Origin of the sequence: Bacillus massiliglaciei (genome assembly GCF_900098925.1) — a bacterium.
Lineage (GTDB): Bacteria > Bacillota > Bacilli > Bacillales > DSM-1321 > Peribacillus > Peribacillus massiliglaciei.
On sequence record NZ_LT622359.1, the window covers coordinates 588,895 to 609,986 of the forward strand.

The following is a 21,092-nucleotide window of genomic DNA, read 5'->3' on the forward strand; positions in this document are numbered from 1 at the left end:
GAAAGTAAATATGTCTTTTGCATCAGAAACGAAAAAGGAATTGACAACAATAGAAACGAAGCCTTGCTGTGCAAAAGCTGAATTATGTGCTCTCATCCGAATGAATGGCTCGCTGTCGTTTTCCAATCGGAAGCTCGTAGTAGATATCCAAACAGAAAATGCGGCGATTGCAAGAAGGATTTATACCCTTTTAAAGAAGAGCTATGACGTTCAGGTTGAACTGCTTGTTCGGAAGAAGATGAAATTGAAGAAGAATAATGTTTATATAGTCAGGATGTCCAATGGCGGACAGACCATTCTTTCAGACCTTGAAATAATGGGAGAAGGCTTTGAGATTCTTCATGTACCTTCGGAAGCCATCATAGGGAAGAAATGCTGTAAACGCTCCTACTTAAGAGGCGCTTTCCTTGCGGGGGGATCTGTAAATAACCCGGAAACATCCTCTTATCATCTGGAGATTTTCTCATTATATAAAGAGCATAATGACGCATTATGTGAATTACTGAACCATTTCGGCCTTAAAGCAAAGACGCTGGAAAGAAAGAAAGGGTTCATCACCTATTTGAAGGAAGCAGAAAAAATCGCTGAATTTCTAAGTGTCATCGGAGCCCATACAGCTTTGCTCCGTTTTGAGGATGTACGGATTGTCCGGGACATGAGGAACTCTGTGAATAGATTGGTAAACTGTGAAACGGCGAATTTAAATAAAACAATCGGAGCCTCACTAAGGCAGGTTGAAAATATCCGTTACATAGAGAATACGGTCGGTCTTGGTGTATTGCCAGATAAACTGAGAGAAATTGCAGAACTGCGTGTGGCGTTTCAGGACGTTACTCTGAAGGAGCTTGGCGAAATGGTTTCAGGCGGCAATATCAGCAAGTCCGGCATCAATCACAGGCTGAGGAAAATTGATGAAATAGCAGACAAGCTTCGCGGCGGCGAAGCGGTCTCTGCCAAAAAGTAAAAGAGAAGAGGAGGGGGAAACATGGTAGAAAAAGAGATAGAAGTACAATTGAAGACAGGTTTGCAGGCAAGACCTGCTGCGCTCTTCGTTCAAGAAGCGAGCCGCTTTCATTCGGAGGTCTTTTTAGAGAAGGATGGAAAAAAAGTAAACGCTAAAAGCATTATGGGACTTATGAGTCTGGCAGTCAGCTCAGGTTCTTCCGTTAAACTGATTGCAGATGGCAAAGATGAAGAGGAAGCGCTTGCCAGATTGGAACAGTTTGTTGCGCAAGAAGGATAAAAAAAGATGCCCCCGATTTGGGGACATCTTTTTTTGAGTTTTTATTTTTCTTCTTTCTTTTCTTCGATACGCGTAATGACTTTATCGATTAAGCCGTATTCAAGGGCACGCTCAGCTGTCATGAAATTATCACGTTCAGTATCTTGCTGGATGACCTCAAGAGGCTGACCAGTGCGTTCAGAAAGAATTTGGTTTAATTTTTCTCTTAAGAACAGGATACGGCGGGCCGCGATTTCGATTTCAGTCGCTTGTCCCTGTGCTCCTCCAAGAGGCTGGTGAATCATGACTTCACTGTTTGGAAGGGCGAAACGTTTTCCCTTTTCCCCTGCAGCAAGCAAGAAAGCACCCATAGATGCTGCCATACCAATACATACAGTAGATACATTCGGTTTGATGTACTGCATAGTATCATAGATGGCCATTCCGGCAGTGATACTTCCGCCTGGGCTGTTAATGTATAAAGTAATATCCTTCTCCGGATTTTCCGCTTCCAGGAATAGCAATTGAGCAACAATTGAGTTAGAAACATTGTCATCAATCGCACTGCCCAGCATAATGATCCGGTCTTTCAACAAACGGGAATAAATATCGTAGGCGCGTTCCCCACGACTTGTCTGTTCAATAACTGTTGGGATTAAGTTCATGTTCATTTCCTCCTTTGGATAAAAGAATACTAAAAAATTCTCTATGTATGTATGATACAACTTTTGGTCAATTTAGGTCAAACGAAAGGAACTAATAATGGAACAAATTTGATAGCATTCCGCTTATTTCTTTTCCATTTGCCTAAAGTTTCGTCTGCTTTTAACCATAATACCCATTCTTCGGACATTTAAACCTTTATTGCCTCTTGCCAATTAGCTAGTTTTATCATATAATGAGTTTTGTTGTTAAATATTCTGCCCTCGTGGTGCAACGGATAGCACGTAAGATTCCGGTTCTTGAGATGTGGGTTCGATTCCTGCCGAGGGCGCTAAAAAATCATTGGTATCACTGCGTTTATAAACGCGGTGATATTTTTTTATGCTCATTTTCAATGGATACAATAGAAAAAATCTGAATTAATTCAACATTCTCATTGTTGACTATTGAATTAGTTCGGGTTTTTTATCCAGCCTTGAATTTTTTTATTGTATTTTTTACTTTAATCGGACTTCCAGAGAAGTAAGAGCATCTTTAACCGTAGACATGGTTGGTATGGAGGACATATCTAAATTTAACCTTGTCGCGACTATTGTCAATTCAGGTCTTAATCCGGTGATAATACAGCTCACGCCTAAAAGGGATAATACACTGGATATTTTAAATAAGTAATCTGCAACAACTTCGTCTAAAGTATACAGTCCTGAGAAATCTATAATTAAGCAGTCTATGGATTGTCTTTGAACTTTATTTGGTACTGTGTCTAAAATTTGTTTTGCTCTTTCCTCATCTATATATCCAACTAAGGGAAGTACGGCAATACCGTTTAAGAGGGGGACAAGGGTAGATGAAAGTTCGTTTACTTGCTTCATCATTTCTTTCTGTCTTTTTTCCGTTTCTTTTCTTTCTGATATATCGCGTACATACGTCTGAATGGCTTTGGTTTCCCCGATTAATAGAGGATGACAATACAATTCAACATCGACTGTTGTACCATCCATCTTATAAATCGTTTCTTCAATAATATCTGCCGGTTTTTCGTATGCTGACTCAATTCTTTTCACTATAGCTTTCTTTGAAGTTTCTTTAAATATATCTAAAGGACTGTTTCCAATAACTTCTTCTTTTGCAGCTCTAAAGAAATTCTCTGCTGCTTTATTAATATAGAGTATCTTGAAATCCGTATGGATAATCAGCGGATCAAGAGAATATTCAATTACTTGCCGATAATCAATTTTCGAAATAGTATCGTTCACAATTCTTCACTCCTTCATAGTAGGTTAACGCTTTTCTATGCTTTCTTCAAGATTCAATATTACCCAAAGATTTCTTTCTGGATGATCTGAATTTCCCACTGGACACGGATAGATCATCTGGTTTCGGCCCTGCTATTTATACAGCGATAGTATTTTTTTATGTGAATTTTTAGTCTGAAAGCTGAATCAGGTTGATCGTTTCTAGAACTTGAATGATTGATTATGGAAAAAATAATAGATTGTTATTATTTTCCGAATTTTAATAGAGTAAAAGCTTTAAAGGGAGCGGATGGCATGATATACATAAAGATACACAAGGGTGATCAGAATTGAAGAAAGTCCTGTTAATCACCTTTAGCTTTATTGCTGTTGCCGGGGCCGTCATGTGGTATGCATTTAACCCAATGTCTAAAGAAACGCTATCGGTTAAAGAGACCGAATCAAAACGTGATGGCGGTAAAATGATTGAAATAAAAGAAGCGAACGCCAAACCCGCCGAAGAGAGTTTCCTATGGATATGAGTGAAGACGCTTTAAGAAATGCGCTTCATGGGATGTCCCATCAAAAAATCAAAGCAAATGATAAATGGGGATTTATTCCGTTAACCGAAGAACGTGTAGACAGATTGAAGGCTGTAACAGAAGCTGGTATGTATAAGGAAAAAAATGTATATCTAGGTATTCGGTAATCGTTGGTCGAAAAATGATTTTTCACGGGTGGATCAAGATCATAATGCCATATGGGGATTACAGAACGGAAATGTTGGCAAAGCAACTGGTATTTTATCGACGGCTGAAGAAAAAAAGTTCATCGAGGAACATTTTGATGTGCAATAGAGTTTGAAAGAGGTATCGAGAGGCAGATTGCTTCTTTTATACATGATGAAAAGCACTGCCTATTCGGCAGTGCTTCAGGCTGTAGACAAACTCGTGAAAATCGAGTTTATCTACAGCCTTTTTTATATTAAAATGGAGGTAACAAATTTACTTGAGGTGACCAATATGCTTTCCAAATATTCTTCTACTCAAAGAAATCAAATTGAAATGATTGCGCTGGATGAACTTGTTCCTGCGAACCATTTGGTTCGCAAACTAGAAAAAGCGATCGATTTTTCATTTATTTATTCGTTAGTAGAGGATATGTATTCAGATGTAGGTCGTCCAAGTATTGACCCGGTAATTCTTATTAAAATGACATTTATTCAGTACATATTTGGTATCCGCTCCATGCGCAAAACGATTGAAGAAATCCAGACCAATATGGCTTATCGATGGTTTTTAGGATTCGGATTTCATGATAAAATCCCCCATTTTTCTACCTTCGGTAAAAACTACGAACGCAGATTCAAAGATACGGATTTGTTTGAACAGATTTTCTATCATATTATAAGCGAAGCTGCTAAGAAGAAGTTAATCAGTGCCGAACATATTTTTATTGACTCTACACACGTTAAAGCTAGTGCGAATAAACGAAAGTTTCAAAAGAAAGTTGTCCGTAAAGAAACAAAAGCATATGAACAACGTCTTCAAGAAGAAATCAATCAGGACAAAGAGGACCATGATAAGAATCCCTTCCCTCCAGATAAATTCGAAAAAAATGAAACGAAAGAAATCAAAGAAAGTACGACAGATCCTGAGAGTGGATATTATGTAAAAGATGAAAGAACGAAGCAGTTTGCTTATTCTTTTCACGCTGCTTCAGATAGGAATGGATTTGTATTAGGGACCATCGTAACTCCTGGTAATACGCATGATAGTCAGATACTTGAGCCTTTGGTTGAGAAAGTAATGGAAGAAGTTGGGAAGCCTGAAGCTGTTGCTGCTGATGCAGCCTATAAGACACCAGTAATTACAAATTATCTAATAGAAAATGACATCACGCCCGTTTTACCTTATACACGTCCGCGTACAAAAGAGGGATATTTTCGGAAACATGACTATGTTTACGATGAGTACCATGATTGCTATTTATGCCCGCAGGGCAATGTGTTGAACTACTCAACGACTACTAAGGAGGGGTATCGTCAGTATAAGTCTGATCCTAAAATATGTAAAGATTGTCCAGTGATCATGAATTGTACCCAAAGTAAGAACCACCAAAAGCTCATTCAGAGACATATATGGGAAGGGTACGTAGAAGAAGCAGATCATCTCCGACACCATCAAACCATAAAAGATATCTATGCCAAACGTAAAGAAACCATTGAGCGAGTCTTTGCGGATGCAAAAGAAAAGCATGGCATGCGTTGGACAACGTTAAGAGGTCTAAAAAAATTGTCCATGCAGGCGTTGCTTACTTTTGGTGCCATGAATTTAAAGAAGATGGCAAATTGGACTTGGGTCAATCCTCAAACCGGCTAATTATGGGGCTCGATGAGCCCTCAAAATTAAAAATACAACGATTAAATAGGAAAAATAAGAGAAAGGCCTTCGGAAGGGATTCCTTCCGAAGGCCTTTTGTCGACAATCTGAAGCACTGCCTATTCGGCAGTGCTTTATTTAAGTATGGACCACATGCAGCCTGCTTAATAAGGGTCTGCGTCGTGGCTTTTCTTCACAGCATCTTCTGTGGCTTCTTTGGCAGCTAATGTACCTTCGCCAAATCTTGTTTTACCGGCTTCACGGCCTGGGATTTTATTTTCCATTTGCTGTATTTCTTTCATTACCTTATCGATGCCTTCTTTCACTCGGCGTCCGTATTCTTCATCCGCCTGTGTGAAGTGATGAACCATGGCATCTTGAATTTTCTTGTCACAAATCGCAAGGGCTTCTGACAAGTTTTTGATCAATTCATCGCGTTCCCAATCTTCAAAGCTGCGGTAAGTATCACCGGCTTGGCCGTAGTTGTTCGGGCGGTCTATTGGTGCACTCATGGCCGCCGCATTATATGTTGGCCGATGCGGAGGGAGTACTTCTTGTCCTTCTTCCTGATAACCGCCGAGCATGGATGGTTCATAATTAATATGTGGATTTTCTCCAGACTCTTTAGGATCACGGATATCCATCTGGCCGCGATGCTGGTTTGTACGAACATCGGTTTTTGGTGCATTTACAGGCAATTTCAGATAGTTTGCACCTACGCGATAGCGCTGTGTATCAGAGTAAGAGAATGTACGGCCTTGGAGCATTTTATCGTCTGAAAAGTCCATTCCGTCAACAAGAACCCCAGTACCAAAGGCAGCTTGTTCAATTTCTGCGTGGTAATCAACTGGGTTGCGGTCAAGAACCATCCGTCCTACTGGACGCCATGGGAATTTATCCTCCGGCCAAAGTTTAGTATCATCAAGCGGATCAAAATCCAGCTCAGGATGATAGTCATCCTCCATAATTTGAACAAAAAGTTCCCATTCTGGATATTCGCCTCTTTCAATGGATTCATATAAATCTTGTGTCGCATGACCGGTGTTCTTAGCTTGAACTTCGTTTGCCTCTTCTTGCGTTAAATTGCGAATCCCTTGCTTTGGCTCCCAATGATATTTCACCAGCACTGCCTCGCCTTTATCATTTACCCATTTATAGGTGTTTACACCAGAACCTTGCATATGGCGGTATGTTGCAGGAATGCCCCATGGAGAGAATAGGAATGTAATCATATGTGTAGCTTCAGGTGAACGGGAAACGAAGTCAAACATCCGCTGAGGATTCGGTACGTTTGAAGCTGGATCAGCTTTAAATGCGTGAATCATATCAGGGAATTTCATGGCGTCGCGAATAAAGAAAATTTTCAAATTGTTGCCCACAAGATCCCAGTTTCCGTCTTCTGTATACATTTTCACAGCAAAACCGCGAGGGTCACGCGCAGTTTCTGGAGAGTCTTTTGCCCCTGCTACTGTGGAGAATCGAACCATTAGCGGTGTTTTCTTACCTGCGCCGGAAAAAACTTTTGCACGGGTATATTTCTCTACAGGTTCATCGCCGACTTTTCCGTATGTTTCAAAATAACCAAACGCACCGGCACCACGTGCGTGTACGACACGCTCTGGGACTTCTTCCCGGTCAAAATGAGAAATTTTTTCAATGAAATGGTAATTTTCAAGAGTTGCCGGTCCTCTGTTGCCGATTGTACGGATGTTTTGGTTGTCCTTTACGGGATGGCCTTGTCGAGTTGTCAGCGTTTCACGTTTCACTTCTTGTTCGTTTGAAGCATTTTTGTCTTTGTTTTCACCCACAGATAAAACCTCCTTAAAGTAATCATCCTTATTTTGCCTAATCGTAAGTCATTTCATGCAAAATAAGAATCTTTTAATAATAATCATTATTATATAATGATTATTATTAGTTCATTTCTAGTTTAATCCATGAATTCTTATAAATGCAAATAATATGATAATTTTACTTTTAAGTAGAATAAGTCGATTATCTAAGAATTTGCGGACGCTTCTTGCTTGATTTTTATCATGTATGTATATTTCACTGCCCCTGTTTCCCTTCCGTGGATTGTTTTAGATATTCACTTGGGAAAGAATGAAAGGGGCTACGTTAAGTTTTGGCTTATGTAAAAACGGCTGGATGAAGGCATACAAAAATCAAAGCTGGGAAAGAAGCTGATTAGTATAAAGATTACCTTAAAGAAAGGAAACTTAAACGTGTTCCCAGAAAAAATTTGCCACTTTTGGCGAATTGTAAAAGCGGGCGGTGAGGAGATAGTTAATAAACGAGATTTAATAAAAAAAGCAACCGCTTTCATTATTTTTTGTATTGTATTTCCTTTTGTTATTGTAGAATGAATAGGGGAGGGATTTGCACGTGAATATGAAAGCTGGTCTTTTTCAACAACAAACGTTAAAGATGACGATGACACAGGAACTCACTCAGGCTATCACCCTTTTGCAATATTCAGCACAAGAACTTTCTGAATTTTTAGAGAATAAAATACTTGAAAATCCAATTTTATCCCTTGAAGAACCATCTTCTGCCTATCCATTGTCTTTCGGACGTAAAAAACGAAAACGAAATGATAAAAAGTTTGATTCAAATGATTGGATTGAGCAAGTCAGCGAAGATACTTCGTCGCTGGAACGGCATATCCTGTCACAGGTTCATTTGAATAAACTGTCAAAGGATGAGTATAAAGGATTGCTGTTTCTGATTCGCAATCTGGATGAAAACGGCTATTTGCGTATCCGGCTTGAGGATATCTCTCTTCCGGGAGTGACAGAGGAGATGCTTGACAAATGTCTTGAAATCTTACACCAGGCCGAGCCTTATGGAATTGGGGCAAGGGACCTGCAGGAATGCCTTTGGCTGCAAGCTTATGCAGACGGAGAAAGTCCGCTGGCTGAGCTGATTCTTGAAAAGTACTTTCTGGAGTTTGCAGAAAGGCGATGGAAAGAACTGAGCAAGAAGATTGGCGTTTCCATGAAAGAAATCCAGGATGTGTCTGACTATGTTCAGACGCTGAGCCCGCGTCCGGCCTCAGGCTTTCATCAGGAAAAATCCAGTTACATAATCCCTGATGTTGTAGTGGAATATAAGAGTGGACAGTGGCTGGTTGGGCATACTGATGGCACAATCCCTGTTTTGACGGTGGATCAGGGGTATATGTCTAAGTTGAAAAGCTACCAGGATCCGGGGGTTCAGCGTTTCATTCAGGATAAAATGCAGGAATACCACTGGATAGCAAAGGGGATTCAGCAGCGCAAAGAGACGATAGTACGGGTTATGCGCTGTATTGTGGCCAGACAGCCGGAATGCTTTTACTATGGAATGGATTATTTAAAACCTATGGTAATGAAAGAGGTTGCAGATGAGCTTGGAATTCATGAGTCGACAGTCAGCCGAGCTGTGAAAGGCAAGTATGTGCAAACTCAATTTGGCACGATTGAAATGAGAAACTTTTTTACGGTCTCCCTGCCCTCGGTAAATCAGGAAGAAGATGTATCAGGGCAAAAGGCAAAGAAGCTGTTGGCTGATTTTATACAAGGCGAAGATAAAAGAAAGCCTTTATCCGATCAGGAGCTTATGAAACGTTTGAAAAATGAGCACGGGCTTCTGCTGGCAAGAAGAACAGTTGCGAAATATAGAGAACAATTAGGTATACCCTCTTCAACAAAGAGGAAAAGATACGATTGAAAAGAGTGGGAGCAGTGGAAGTACGTTTTTATACCAGAGCACAATGCCCATTGTGCCAAAAGGCAAAAAAAATTCTGGATGAACTGCGTCTGGTACACAGCGTTTACTATGAAGAAATTGATATTCATTCCAGTGATGAACTAGTTGAAAAATATGGGCTGATGATCCCGGTCATTGAAAGGGATGGAGATGTTATTGGATATGGGCAGATCAATAAAAATCAATTATTACAAAATTTAATCAAATGATTGGTTAAATTATTTGAAGAACTAAATTATTCCTGTTAGAATACAAATATAAAAGCAGGGATATTTTTTTTAGAGAAGTGGGACAAAAAATGTCTATGCGGGACGCTAAGTGTCCTTCTGTGATTTAAGGGGTTTTTATATGCGTTCCTTACTCGAAGTACAAAGAAAATTATTACCTGATTTTTTGAAAACTATGCAAAAACGCTATGAAGTTTTAAGGAGCATCAGATTTATGCAGCCGGTTGGACGGCGCAGCCTTGCTGCCAGCCTTCATCTGACAGAACGGACACTTCGAAGTGAAGTGGAATTTCTGAAAGAACAGCATTTAATCGCTGTACTGAGCTCTGGCATGTCTTTAACAGAAGAAGGCCAAGAAATTCTGGGAAAATTAGACGGAATAATGAGGGAAGTATCGGGTATAGACATAATGGAGCAAAAGCTTGAACGTTTGCTCGGTGTTGATGAGGTTATTATTGTCTATGGTAACTGTGAAGAATCCATCTGGGTGAAGAAAGAAATGGGCAAAGCCTGTGCACAGAGAATGAAACAGGAATGGAAGGAAAGGAAGATTATCGCTGTTACAGGAGGATCTACCATGGCGGATGTAGCCAATTCCTTACTGCCTGATGAATCAGGCAGAGAAGTTTTATTCGTCCCTGCACGCGGAGGAATTGGCCAGAATGCAGAAAACCAGGCAAACACCATTGTCGAAAAGATGGCACAGAAATTAAAGGCAGATTACCGAGTCCTGTATGTGCCCGATCAATTAAGCGATGAATCGTATTCATCCTTCATGAAAGAACCGTCTATTAAGGAAGTTATGTCAATCATCCGTTCTTCAGAGATGATTGTACATGGGATTGGTGAAGCCATGAAAATGGCAGAAAGAAGAAAATCTTCTGATGAAATCATAAAATTACTGGAAGATGGAAAAGCTGTGGGAGAAGCCTTTGGCTATTACTTTAACGAGTCAGGCCAAGTGGTGCATAAAGTCCCCACTGTCGGCATCCAGCTTGAAGATCTTACATCAGAAAAAAGAGTGATTGCTGTCGCAGGCGGAGAGCATAAAGCAAAGGCGATTCAATCATATATGAAGGGGTCACCTTCTTCTGCGGTGCTGATTACGGATGAGGCAGCAGCAATGGAATTAATAAAGGGAAATAGGCTGTAATTTTTCACTTATAAAAGGAGGAATTTTTCATGGCAGTAAAAGTTGGTATTAACGGGTTTGGACGAATTGGACGTAACGTATTCCGGGCAGCAATGGAAAACTCAGAATTAGAGATTGTGGCAATCAATGATTTAACAGATGCCAAAATGCTTGCACATTTGCTTCAATATGACAGTGTTCACGGAACATTGAATCAAGAAGTGACTGTAGACGGAGACTACTTGATTGTAGGCGGCCATAAAGTGAAAGTACTTGCTGAACGCGATCCTGCACAGCTTGGCTGGGGAGACCTTGGCGTAGAAGTGGTTGTTGAATCAACTGGCCGTTTCACAAAACGTGCTGATGCAGCAAAACACTTAGAAGCAGGTGCGAAAAAAGTAATTATTTCTGCTCCGGCATCTGATGAAGATATCACCATCGTTATGGGTGTTAATGAAGATAAATATGATGCAGCAAACCACCATGTAATCTCAAATGCATCTTGTACAACAAACTGTTTAGCGCCATTCGCTAAAGTTCTTTCTGATAAATTCGGAATCAAGCGCGGCATGATGACAACTGTTCACTCCTATACAAATGATCAGCAAATTCTTGATCTTCCGCACAAAGATTACCGCCGTGCCCGTGCTGCGGCTGAGAATATCATTCCGACAACTACAGGTGCTGCCAAAGCGGTTTCCCTTGTATTGCCTGAATTGAAAGGGAAATTGAACGGTATGGCAATGCGTGTCCCTACACCAAATGTATCTGTAGTGGACTTAGTAGCGGAGCTTGAAAAAGACGTAACTGCTGAAGAAATTAATGAAGCATTGAAAACAGCGGCTGAAGGAGAATTGAAAGGTATTCTTGCATACAGCGAGCTTCCTCTTGTTTCTTCTGACTATAATGGAAATACTGCTTCTTCTACTATTGATGCTCTTTCTACTATGGTTATGGAAGGCAACATGGTTAAAGTTCTTTCTTGGTATGACAATGAGTTCGGTTACTCAAACCGCGTAGTAGACTTAGTTGTTTATCTTGCTAAAAAAGGTCTGTAAGAACGGTTGAAAAAGCGGCTGACCCCGAAGACAGGTTAAGTCTTCGGGCCGGCTGATATAAAAACTTCACGCAGGTGAGGTTTTTTCTGTTCTGCTGAATTTGTTGGATAAAGATGGTATTATTTAAGAGGGTATATCCAGTTTTGTCTTATTCTATCGTTTCTTTTGGCAATTTTAATGAAAGCGGATTATAATGACAAATGAAAAGGGAGTTGGGATTTTCGGCCCTCTCCCTTTTTGACTGAAAAGAAAACATAAAACTTGAGCGTTTGAGGAGGTCCTTTGGTTCATGAATAAAAAGTCGATAAAAGATATCGAGGTTAGCGGTAAAAAGGTATTCTGCAGGGTGGATTTTAATGTACCTATGGAGGATGGCAAAGTCTCTGATGATACAAGGATCAGAGCGGCATTACCAACGATTGATTATTTAGTGGAACAAGGGGCTAAAGTGATTTTGGCCAGCCACCTTGGCCGTCCAAAAGGACAGGCTGTGGAAGAGCTTCGGCTTACACCGGTAGCTGAAAGATTGCGCGAACTTTCCGGCAAGAAGGTAACGAAAGTGGATGAAGCGTACGGCGAAACGGTAGAAAGAGAAATTGCGAAGATGGAAAACGGCGACATTCTATTATTGGAAAACGTACGTTTTTATCCAGGTGAAGAGAAAAATGATCCCGAGCTTGCGAAGGCATTCGCCGGGCTCGCTGATATATATGTAAACGATGCGTTTGGTGCGGCCCACCGTGCCCACGCTTCAACAGAAGGAATTGCCCATCATCTTCCTGCAGTATCAGGCTTGCTGATGCAGAAAGAACTGGATGTTCTCGGTTCGGCTTTATCTAATCCAGAGCGCCCGTTCACAGCTATCATTGGCGGAGCGAAGGTAAAGGATAAGATTGGTGTCATTGAAAACTTACTGGAAAAGGTTGATAACTTGATTATCGGCGGCGGTTTAGCTTATACCTTCATCAAAGCTCAGGGCTATGAAATTGGTCAGTCGCTGCTTGAAGAAGACAAGATTGAATTGGCCAAATCTTTCATTGATAAAGCTGAGGAAAAGGGCGTTAAGCTGTATATGCCTCTTGATGCTGTCATCACACCGGAATTTTCTAAAGACGCGGTTACGGCGATCTGCGATATCGATTCAATCCCGGCTGATAAGATGTCACTCGATATCGGACCTGAAACAAGAAGCAGATACGCAGAGGTCATTAAAAACTCTAAATTGGTTATCTGGAACGGACCAATGGGAGTTTTTGAATTTGATAAATTTGCAGAAGGAACAAAGGCTGTTGCCCAGGCCCTTGCTGACTCTGAGGGTACTTACAGCATCGTTGGCGGCGGTGATTCCGCAGCAGCAGCCGAAAAATTCGGCTTAGCGGATAAAATGTCCCATATTTCAACAGGCGGCGGAGCCTCCCTTGAATTTATGGAGGGCAAAGAGCTGCCGGGCGTCGTAGCATTGAACGATAAGTAAAATAGCATCATCGAAGGATAATACCGAAGAAGGGGTGTTAGAGAATATGCGTAAACCAATTATTGCAGGAAACTGGAAAATGAATAAAACGTTAGGGGAAGCGACTCAATTTGTACAAGAGGTGAAGGATCAGGTTCCTTCTTCTGAAAAAATTGAATCAGTCATTTGTTCCCCTGCTTTATTCTTGCAGCAGCTGGTTCAAGATACAGAAGGCAAAGAAGTGAAAATCGGCGCTCAAAATATGCATTTTGAGGAAAACGGAGCTTTTACAGGAGAAATCAGCCCGGCTGCCCTTCAAGATCTTGGCGTGAGCTATGTCATATTGGGACATTCCGAACGCAGGGAAATGTTCAATGAAACAGATGAGTCTGTCAACAAGAAAACACATGCAGCATTTGGACATCAGCTGGTTCCAATCGTTTGCTGCGGCGAAACATTGGAGCAAAGGGAAGCTGGCCAGACTTTTGACTTTGTAGGCGGACAAATCGAAAAAGCTTTGGAAGGCTTAAGCGAGGAACAGGTTAAACAAACGGTGATTGCATATGAACCTATCTGGGCAATTGGAACTGGAAAATCATCCAGTGCCGAGGATGCGAACGAAGTATGTGCCCATATCCGTTCCGTTGTTGCGAAAAAATTCTCTCAATCTGCTGCAGACGCTGTACGTATTCAATACGGCGGCAGTGTGAAACCAGGCAATATCAAAGAATACATGGCTCAGCCAGATATCGACGGTGCATTGGTTGGCGGTGCCAGTCTCGAAGCCGGCTCATTCCTTCAATTATTAGAGGGTGGCAGCCATGAGTAAAGCTCCTGTTGCTTTAATTATTCTGGACGGTTTCGGCTGCCGGAATGAAACAAAAGGAAATGCAGTATCTCATGCGAAAAAACCGAATTTTGACCGATATTGGGACGCCTATCCGCATGCTCACTTAACTGCCTGCGGAGAAGCGGTCGGACTTCCGGAAGGACAAATGGGAAATTCCGAAGTAGGTCACTTAAATATTGGGGCCGGCCGGATCGTCTATCAAAGCCTTACTCGGGTGAACCTGGCGATTCGCACAGGCGAATTTGCTCAAAACCAGACATTCTTGGATGCTATTCAGCATGTAAAAGAAAAAGGTACCGATCTTCACTTATTTGGTTTGCTGTCTGATGGCGGGGTACACAGCCACATTGAGCATCTTTATGCATTGTTAAAGCTTGCTGCTGACAATGGCGTGAAAAATGTATATGTTCATGCCTTCTTGGATGGCCGCGATGTCGGCCCTCAAACGGCAAAAGGCTATATTGAAGAAGCCGAAGCAAAAATGAAGGAATATGGAGTAGGCCAGTTTGCAACCATTTCAGGTCGTTATTATTCCATGGACCGTGACAAGCGCTGGGAGCGTGTAGAAAAGTCTTACCGTGCCATGGTATATGGAGACGGACCTGCTTACACATCTGCTTTAGAGTGTGTGGATGATTCCTATAAAAACGGGATTTTTGACGAGTTTGTCATCCCATCTGTCATCAAAGCAGAGGATAAAAAGCCAGTTGCAACCATTAAAGATGATGATGCTGTTATTTTCTATAATTTCCGTCCTGACCGTGCGATCCAAATCTCTAATACGTTTACGAATAAGGATTTCCGTTCGTTTGATCGCGGACCTGGACATCCGAAGAATCTTCACTTTGTCTGCCTGACTCATTTTTCTGAGACTGTTGACGGATATGTCGCGTTTAAACCGACAAACCTTGATAATACGATTGGAGAAGTTTTGTCACAGAACAATTTGACTCAGCTGAGAATTGCAGAGACGGAAAAATATCCGCATGTTACATTCTTTATGAGCGGTGGCCGTGAAGAGAAGTTTCCTGGTGAAGAACGCATCCTGATTAATTCACCTAAGGTGGCTACATATGATTTGAAACCGGAAATGAGCGCCTATGAAGTGACAGATGCCTTAGTTGAGCAAATCGAGAATGACCGTTTTGATGCTATCATTCTTAATTTTGCCAACCCGGATATGGTTGGACATTCAGGAATGCTTGAACCGACAGTCAAGGCTATTGAAACAGTTGATGAGTGTCTTGGCCGGATCGTGAACCTAATAACGTCAAAAGGCGGTACTGCCATCATCACAGCTGACCACGGGAATGCGGATGAAGTAGTCACTCTTGAAGGAAAGCCGATGACCGCCCATACAACAAACCCTGTACCTGTTATTATTACAAAAAATCAGGTAACATTAAGAACAGATGGAATTTTAGGCGATTTGGCTCCGACCATGCTTGACTTGCTTGGAGTTGAAAAACCTGTTGAGATGACAGGGACATCCCTAATTAAATAAATGGAATAGGAAAAGGAGAGATTATTCATGCCATATATCCAACATGTAAACGCGCTTGAAGTGCTAGATTCACGAGGAAATCCAACTGTAGAGGTAGAAGTACAGACAGAATCCGGTTTTTACGGCCGTGCCATTGTTCCATCAGGAGCTTCTACTGGTGAATATGAAGCTGTAGAACTTCGGGACGGAGACAAAAGCCGCTACCTTGGTAAAGGAGTTCAAAAAGCAGTTGATAATGTGAATGAAATTATCGCTGAAGCCATTATGGGCATGGATGTTGCTGATCAAGTGGGCATTGACCGTACAATGATTGAATTGGATGGTACAGAAAACAAGGGGAAATTGGGCGCTAACGCGATTCTTGGTGTTTCCTTGGCTTGTGCGCACGCTGCAGCACAATCTGTCGGCCTTCCTTTATACCGTTACCTTGGAGGCTTCAATGCGAAGCAGCTTCCGACTCCAATGATGAATATCATCAATGGCGGCTCTCATGCTGATAACAACGTGGATTTCCAAGAATTCATGATCCTTCCTACTGGTGCTCCGACTTTCAAGGAAGCAATCCGTATGGGAGCAGAAGTTTTCCATGCTTTGAAGAAAGTTCTTTCTTCTAAAGGTCTGAACACAGCAGTCGGTGATGAAGGCGGATTTGCTCCAAACTTGGGATCAAATCGTGAAGCACTTGAAGTCATCATTGAAGCGATTGAAAAAGCGGGCTACAAAGCTGGTGAAGACATTTATCTTGGTATGGATGTAGCTTCTTCAGAATTCTACAACAAAGAAACAGGCAAATATGATCTAGCTGGAGAAGGACGTACTGGCGTTTCTTCTGAAGAGATGGTTTCTTTCTTTGAAGAGCTGGTTAATGAATTCCCAATCATCTCGATTGAAGACGGTTTGGATGAAAACGACTGGGAAGGCCATAAGCTTTTAACTGAGCGTCTTGGCTCCAGAGTCCAATTGGTCGGAGATGACCTATTCGTTACCAATACTAAGAAATTGGCACAAGGAATCGAACAGGGAGTGGGCAACTCTATTCTAATCAAAGTGAACCAAATCGGTACTTTGACTGAAACGTTCGATGCAATTGAAATGGCTAAGCGTGCTGGCTACACAGCTGTTGTATCTCACCGCTCCGGTGAATCAGAAGATGCGACGATTGCAGATATCGCAGTTGCGACAAATGCCGGTCAAATCAAAACTGGTTCCATGTCCCGTACAGACCGTATTGCGAAATACAATCAGCTTCTTCGTATCGAAGACGAGCTTGGTGCATTGGCGATCTATGACGGCATCAAATCTTTCTACAACTTGAAGAAATAATTCTAAATCAAAATCAGGATGTCTATTTATAGGCATAACTAAAAGACAGGAGACAAACTCTGGAGATTGCCTCCTGTCTTTTTGAGTTTCCTGAAGCTGACTCCTGTGAATTCGAAAAAATGACTGGTCAGCTTCTGTTGCAGCTCATAATAAAAAATCGAAAAAGCGTTTTATTGATTTAAAAAATCTGGATCAGCGGTAATATCTGTGACTTCTCCACTGTCAAGGTCAGCTGCATAGCGCCCATTAGTAGATGAATGCCCGTCTGCTAATGTTGAATACCTTACAATGATATAACCATTGATTTCTCCGTCATATTGAACAAAATGATTCTCGTCTTCAATCAATTCGCCTTTTTCACGCAGGTAGGCTTGAACAAAGGATATCGCCTTTTCTTTCTCTTTTTCATCGGTGTCTGTTTTAATTTGAGGTTCGTTTTGAGTAGTAGAATGATGATTGTCGGTATTCGGCTCGTCCTCAGAAGCTCCTCGGCTTGTCTCATTCTGAGTGCGGTTATTCTCAGGGTCAACTGTTTCAGTTGTGGCAGGTTGCTCAGATTGCGTGGCTTCTTGTTCCGTATCATTGTAGGATTCAGCATTTTCCGGATCAGCTGGGAGCACGGAATTATCAGTAGAAGCTGTTCTTGATTCCTTATGCTGATCGTTTATGCAACCGGCTAGCAAAAGGATTAGTAATAGCACCGCGGCATTCCCGCAAAAAATCTTTACTATGTTCTTCATTCAATTACTCCTTTTTTTGATGTTATACAATGAGCTTTTTACAACATACTTTGGAAAATATATTAGACAGAATAGGCAGAGAGATATAAGTAAGTATAACATTCAACTAGATACTTTTTATTCAGTGGGAATTCTGATAAGAAGATGGAAGAAAACAAAAATTCAATAAAAAGAGGCTGCTGCTTTTTGTATTTCCGCATGCAGAATGATTTTTTTTTCTGAAAGGGGTATATAGTTACGTAGTCAAAAAAGGATATATGCTGTCAAACGTGCTGTGAAATAAAGATTTAATGATCCTTAAATGACTTCTAAAAATCAAAGTCTAGATAACAAGTACTTATTAAAGAAGGTGAAAGTTTGAATTTCCATCAAGCTCCAAATGTGTATCCAACTCATATTGAATTAAAAGTCATAAACTTAGAGAGATCTTTATCCTTTTATCAAAATATTATAGGGTTTCAATTACTTGAGAGAGAAGAAAACAGAGCGGTTTTGACTGCTGACGGAAAGACGCCGCTTGTCAGTCTTATTCAGCCTGCCGATGCTTTGCCGAAGGAACCGAGGAAGACGGGCCTTTACCATTTTGCCCTCCTGCTGCCGGAACGGGCAGATCTGGCTCGCTTTCTGCATCATATAATCAAGATTAATTATCCGCTGGGAGCAGCCGATCATGAAGTAAGCGAAGCTTTGTATCTTCAGGATGTAGACGGAAATGGCATTGAAGTATATGCTGACCGGCCTTCTTCTTTATGGAAGTGGAACAATGGCGAAGTACATATGGTCACAGAGCAGCTGAATGCTGAAGATTTGCTCAAAGAAAGAAAGGATGAAACATGGCAAGGGCTTCCCAAAGAGACTGTGATGGGGCATATTCATCTTCATGTCGGAAATCTCGCAGAAGCTGAGGCTTTTTATTGTAAAGGGCTTGGTTTTGAAACCGCGGCCCATTATGGCGATCAAGCACTCTTCGTATCAACTGGGAGCTATCATCATCATATCGGCCTGAATACATGGAATGGTGTAAATGCTTCCGCACCCTCTTCTGAAAGTGCAGGGATGAACATGTTTACCATCCAGTATCCGGATCAAGAGTCCGTGGAACAAACGGTTCACCGCCTTAAAGAATATGCCGCCCATCTGGAGAAAAAAGAGGAAGCTTGGATAGCCATGGATCCAAGCGGTATCCGGATTATATTGAAAGCTCAGTAAGGCCTGAACAGATCTACTGAATTCTTCTGATTTTTCAATGCCATGGTTTAAAATAATCATTTCATAGATTAAAGCCTTTTAAATCAGGGAAAGACTAATCTGTGGTAAAGAATGAAAAAGGAGAGATGTATATGGCAAATACAGATGCGTTTTTATCAGCACTTAAAGAAAGACGCTCCATTTATGCAATCAGCAGCGAGATCGAAGTGTCTGAAGATCGGATTCAGGAAATCGTGGAGGAAGCAGTCAAATATACGCCGTCTGCTTTCAATTCGCAAAGTGCGAGAGCTGTTGTTCTTTTTGGCGGACAGCATAATAAATTATGGAGCATTACAACGGAAGCATTGCGGAAAGTAGTCCCGGCAGACAGTTTTTCAAGTACACAGGAAAAAATGGACATGTTCAATGCAGGTTCCGGGACCGTCCTATTCTTTGAGGATCAAACGGTGGTAGAGGGTCTTCAGAAGCAATTTGAATTGTATGCAGATAATTTCCCTATTTGGTCCCAGCAATCATCAGGTATGGTTCAGCTGGCTGTCTGGACGGCTTTGGAGAGTGAAGGCTTGGGGGCCACACTGCAGCATTACAATCCTTTGATTGATGAAGATGTAAAAGCAGAATGGGGAATTCCTGACAGCTGGAAGCTTATTGCCCAAATGCCATTTGGCAAGCCGGCAGCTCCGGCAGGGGAAAAAGATTTCCAGCCAATTGAAGAAAGAGTGAAAGTTTATAAATAATGAATGATAAAAAACCCCCGCATAATCACTGCGGGGGTTCATTTATGTTCCAGAAGAGGTCTTATTCTGATTTTGCCTGAACAGGCAGGGCATTATAATATTCTTCAAGGGTCGAACCTTCTTTATAGATTTCACTGGCGACATCTTTGCCTACATATCGGATATGCCAGGCTTCATATTTATAACCTGTGATGTCTTCTTTTCCTTTAGGGTAGCGGATAATGAATCCATATTTATAAGCATTGTCAGCCAGCCATGCGGATTCAGGTGTCTCATCAAAGCATTCTTGGGCAGGGCATACACCGCTGCGGGAAGAAACATCGATTGCAAGTCCTGTTTCATGTTCGCTTGTCCCGGGGAGTGCGCTGTAAGTCCGTGCTTTTTCATAGCCGTCCTTCTGTACATAATTTTCGAAAATGGCTTTTTGTCTTTCGTGGGAGCGGTAGGCAGATACGCCTGATAATGGCATGCCGTCTTTCTCCGCTGCCTCGAACATTTTTTCCAAAGCACGGGCGGCTTCTTCACGCATAAGCATCTTTTCCATTTTTCCTTCAAAAATGAATGGTACATTCGGATAAACAAGATCCGGCGGCGTATAGTCTTCAGGAAGACTGTATTCCTTATTGACCAAGACAGGAATGCTTTCCGGTTCTGCTAAGGTTTTTAACCCTTTTTGAGCGGGAGTAACAGATGTATCAATCGCTACTTGCGGTGAACTTTCGTTTTTCCCATTTTCTTTTTCGGCTGGTTTGTTGTTCTCTGTCTCTTTTTCTTTCGTGTGCTGCTCGGTTTGCTGCTGCTCATCTGTGTTGGTATTGACGGAACAGCCCGAGGCAATCACCATCATTGACGTAAGAGCTGCTGCTGTAATCATTGGTTTCAACATGCAAAAGACCCCTTGTTTTTCATATTTCCATTAAACTATGGTAATAGGTACTTAGTCTTTATAGCACATCTGACTATAAATGAAAATCAAAATATGGTAAATCATCTTGTTAAATAATCCCTCGTCAATTCCCGTTGGTATTTATCCAGGAATAAACCGATCCAAATCACCATTAAAAGGAACGGGTAATCTTTGCGAACGGCATCTTCTATGACAGAACGTGACCAAAAATGATCCAGGAATGAAGACAGCGGATAGTGAGTGACGGTTTCAAAAATAACCAGGATATAAAAAGAAAGCCAAAGAATAGTCAGGGTATTTGTACCAAACCCCACTACGGCCGCAATGATGCTGACCAGGATGGCGGCCAGTCCATACAAGAGAACACGTGCCTCTGATTGAAAGAAATCCACAGAACTGTCTGTCAGTCCGTTGTATAGAATGGCTGTGAAATAAACGGTTGTCGTGCTGTAAGCTGCAAATAGTAATAAGCGATTCCTTTTATATTTGGCGAATAAAAGAAGGGCCGGTGACAGGACGATTAACAGAATGCTGATTACGCTGCTGCCCCCCATCCAAAGGGAAACAGCGGCCATCACTGATAATATAATAATGAAGATATCCAAGGTGCGTAGAATGTTTTGGAACATCTGTCCACCTTCCTTCCATGATTTAGGTAAATTATCTCAAAGTTCAGCCCGAAAATAAAATGTAATTCCTTG

At 41.5% G+C, this 21,092-nt stretch carries 21 protein-coding genes, 1 tRNA gene and 1 pseudogene; 17 read left to right on the forward strand and 6 right to left on the reverse strand.

Translation table 11 applies throughout. The annotated features are described in order from the left end of the window. Positions 1–10 precede the first annotated feature (10 nt). Together whiA and BQ4305_RS14870 are read left to right on the forward strand one after the other, a co-directional pair. The gene (gene whiA / locus BQ4305_RS14865) at positions 11–964 is read left to right on the forward strand and encodes a DNA-binding protein WhiA (RefSeq protein WP_110928503.1); all 954 of its coding nucleotides are present in this window, start codon (positions 11–13) and stop codon (positions 962–964) included. A 21-nt stretch (positions 965–985) separates the two neighbouring features. Then, positions 986–1,243, forward strand: a complete 258-nt coding sequence (locus BQ4305_RS14870) for an HPr family phosphocarrier protein (RefSeq protein WP_110928504.1) — start codon at positions 986–988, stop codon at positions 1,241–1,243. Between the two features lie 41 nt (positions 1,244–1,284). On the opposite strand, the gene clpP is transcribed toward BQ4305_RS14870, so the two are convergent. Next, the gene (gene clpP / locus BQ4305_RS14875; RefSeq protein ID WP_110928505.1) at positions 1,285–1,887 is read right to left on the reverse strand and encodes an ATP-dependent Clp endopeptidase proteolytic subunit ClpP; all 603 of its coding nucleotides are present in this window, start codon (positions 1,885–1,887) and stop codon (positions 1,285–1,287) included. A 257-nt stretch (positions 1,888–2,144) separates the two neighbouring features. Here clpP and BQ4305_RS14880 point away from each other — a divergent pair. After that, positions 2,145–2,216 (forward strand) — tRNA-Arg (locus tag BQ4305_RS14880). Positions 2,217–2,382: 166 nt separating this feature from the next. Here the strand turns inward: BQ4305_RS14880 and BQ4305_RS14885 are convergent. Next, on the reverse strand, positions 2,383–3,141 hold the full coding sequence (locus BQ4305_RS14885) for a PAS domain S-box protein (RefSeq protein ID WP_110928506.1): 759 nt from the start codon (positions 3,139–3,141) through the stop codon (positions 2,383–2,385). Positions 3,142–3,470: 329 nt separating this feature from the next. Between BQ4305_RS14885 and BQ4305_RS14890 the strand changes: the two genes are divergently transcribed. The 4 genes and pseudogenes from BQ4305_RS14890 (at position 3,471) to BQ4305_RS14895 (ending at position 5,501) form a co-directional block, all read left to right on the forward strand. Then, complete coding sequence (locus tag BQ4305_RS14890; protein ID WP_110928507.1) at positions 3,471–3,662, forward strand: hypothetical protein; 192 nt, start codon at positions 3,471–3,473, stop codon at positions 3,660–3,662. Next, on the forward strand, positions 3,653–3,829 hold the full coding sequence (locus tag BQ4305_RS22030; protein WP_199880701.1) for a DUF6241 domain-containing protein: 177 nt from the start codon (positions 3,653–3,655) through the stop codon (positions 3,827–3,829). Before BQ4305_RS14890 ends, BQ4305_RS22030 begins: the two co-directional genes overlap by 10 nt. Before the next feature lie 10 nt (positions 3,830–3,839). Then, positions 3,840–3,977: pseudogene (locus tag BQ4305_RS22300) on the forward strand (DUF6241 domain-containing protein); the annotation flags it as partial. Positions 3,978–4,142: 165 nt separating this feature from the next. Continuing rightward, positions 4,143–5,501 (forward strand): IS1182 family transposase, encoded by a 1,359-nt coding sequence (locus tag BQ4305_RS14895; protein WP_110928829.1) that lies wholly within the window; start codon positions 4,143–4,145, stop codon positions 5,499–5,501. A gap of 164 nt (positions 5,502–5,665) precedes the next feature. Here the strand turns inward: BQ4305_RS14895 and BQ4305_RS14900 are convergent, their stop codons facing one another. Then, complete coding sequence (locus BQ4305_RS14900; RefSeq protein ID WP_110928508.1) at positions 5,666–7,309, reverse strand: catalase; 1,644 nt, start codon at positions 7,307–7,309, stop codon at positions 5,666–5,668. A 583-nt stretch (positions 7,310–7,892) separates the two neighbouring features. Between BQ4305_RS14900 and rpoN the strand changes: the two genes are divergently transcribed. The 8 genes from rpoN to eno all read left to right on the forward strand — a co-directional run bounded on the left by rpoN (position 7,893) and on the right by eno (position 16,798). After that, positions 7,893–9,212 (forward strand): RNA polymerase factor sigma-54, encoded by a 1,320-nt coding sequence (gene rpoN / locus BQ4305_RS14905; RefSeq protein WP_234396988.1) that lies wholly within the window; start codon positions 7,893–7,895, stop codon positions 9,210–9,212. A gap of 5 nt (positions 9,213–9,217) precedes the next feature. Next, a complete protein-coding gene (locus BQ4305_RS14910) occupies positions 9,218–9,460 on the forward strand; it encodes a glutaredoxin family protein (RefSeq protein ID WP_324611595.1) in 243 nt (80 codons plus the stop codon). 139 nt (positions 9,461–9,599) lie between these two features. Then, positions 9,600–10,631, forward strand: a complete 1,032-nt coding sequence (locus tag BQ4305_RS14915) for a sugar-binding transcriptional regulator (protein WP_110928510.1) — start codon at positions 9,600–9,602, stop codon at positions 10,629–10,631. Positions 10,632–10,660: 29 nt separating this feature from the next. Then, on the forward strand, positions 10,661–11,668 hold the full coding sequence (gene gap, locus BQ4305_RS14920; RefSeq protein WP_110928511.1) for a type I glyceraldehyde-3-phosphate dehydrogenase: 1,008 nt from the start codon (positions 10,661–10,663) through the stop codon (positions 11,666–11,668). 289 nt (positions 11,669–11,957) lie between these two features. After that, positions 11,958–13,142 carry a phosphoglycerate kinase gene (locus BQ4305_RS14925; protein WP_110928512.1) on the forward strand — a complete coding sequence of 395 codons (1,185 nt, stop codon included), beginning with the start codon at positions 11,958–11,960 and terminating at the stop codon, positions 13,140–13,142. A 46-nt stretch (positions 13,143–13,188) separates the two neighbouring features. Continuing rightward, positions 13,189–13,950 (forward strand): triose-phosphate isomerase, encoded by a 762-nt coding sequence (gene tpiA / locus BQ4305_RS14930; RefSeq protein ID WP_110928513.1) that lies wholly within the window; start codon positions 13,189–13,191, stop codon positions 13,948–13,950. Next, positions 13,943–15,475 (forward strand): 2,3-bisphosphoglycerate-independent phosphoglycerate mutase, encoded by a 1,533-nt coding sequence (gene gpmI / locus BQ4305_RS14935; protein ID WP_110928514.1) that lies wholly within the window; start codon positions 13,943–13,945, stop codon positions 15,473–15,475. The genes tpiA and gpmI overlap by 8 nt, the downstream gene beginning before the upstream one ends. 27 nt (positions 15,476–15,502) lie before the next feature. After that, positions 15,503–16,798 carry a phosphopyruvate hydratase gene (gene eno / locus BQ4305_RS14940; RefSeq protein ID WP_110928515.1) on the forward strand — a complete coding sequence of 432 codons (1,296 nt, stop codon included), beginning with the start codon at positions 15,503–15,505 and terminating at the stop codon, positions 16,796–16,798. 170 nt (positions 16,799–16,968) lie between these two features. Here the strand turns inward: eno and BQ4305_RS14945 are convergent, their stop codons facing one another. Next, the gene (locus BQ4305_RS14945; RefSeq protein WP_110928516.1) at positions 16,969–17,538 is read right to left on the reverse strand and encodes a hypothetical protein; all 570 of its coding nucleotides are present in this window, start codon (positions 17,536–17,538) and stop codon (positions 16,969–16,971) included. Between the two features lie 357 nt (positions 17,539–17,895). On the opposite strand from BQ4305_RS14945, the gene BQ4305_RS14950 reads away from it, so the two are divergent. Together BQ4305_RS14950 and BQ4305_RS14955 are read left to right on the forward strand one after the other, a co-directional pair. Then, entirely contained in the window at positions 17,896–18,747 is an 852-nt protein-coding gene (locus BQ4305_RS14950; protein ID WP_110928517.1) for a VOC family protein, read from the forward strand. Positions 18,748–18,878: 131 nt separating this feature from the next. After that, the gene (locus BQ4305_RS14955; protein WP_110928518.1) at positions 18,879–19,484 is read left to right on the forward strand and encodes a nitroreductase family protein; all 606 of its coding nucleotides are present in this window, start codon (positions 18,879–18,881) and stop codon (positions 19,482–19,484) included. A gap of 61 nt (positions 19,485–19,545) precedes the next feature. Here the strand turns inward: BQ4305_RS14955 and BQ4305_RS14960 are convergent, their stop codons facing one another. Next, positions 19,546–20,370: a M15 family metallopeptidase gene (locus tag BQ4305_RS14960; protein WP_110928519.1), complete on the reverse strand. Its 825-nt coding sequence runs from the start codon at positions 20,368–20,370 to the stop codon at positions 19,546–19,548. A gap of 101 nt (positions 20,371–20,471) precedes the next feature. After that, positions 20,472–21,020: a hypothetical protein gene (locus BQ4305_RS14965; protein ID WP_110928520.1), complete on the reverse strand. Its 549-nt coding sequence runs from the start codon at positions 21,018–21,020 to the stop codon at positions 20,472–20,474. Positions 21,021–21,092 lie beyond the last annotated feature (72 nt).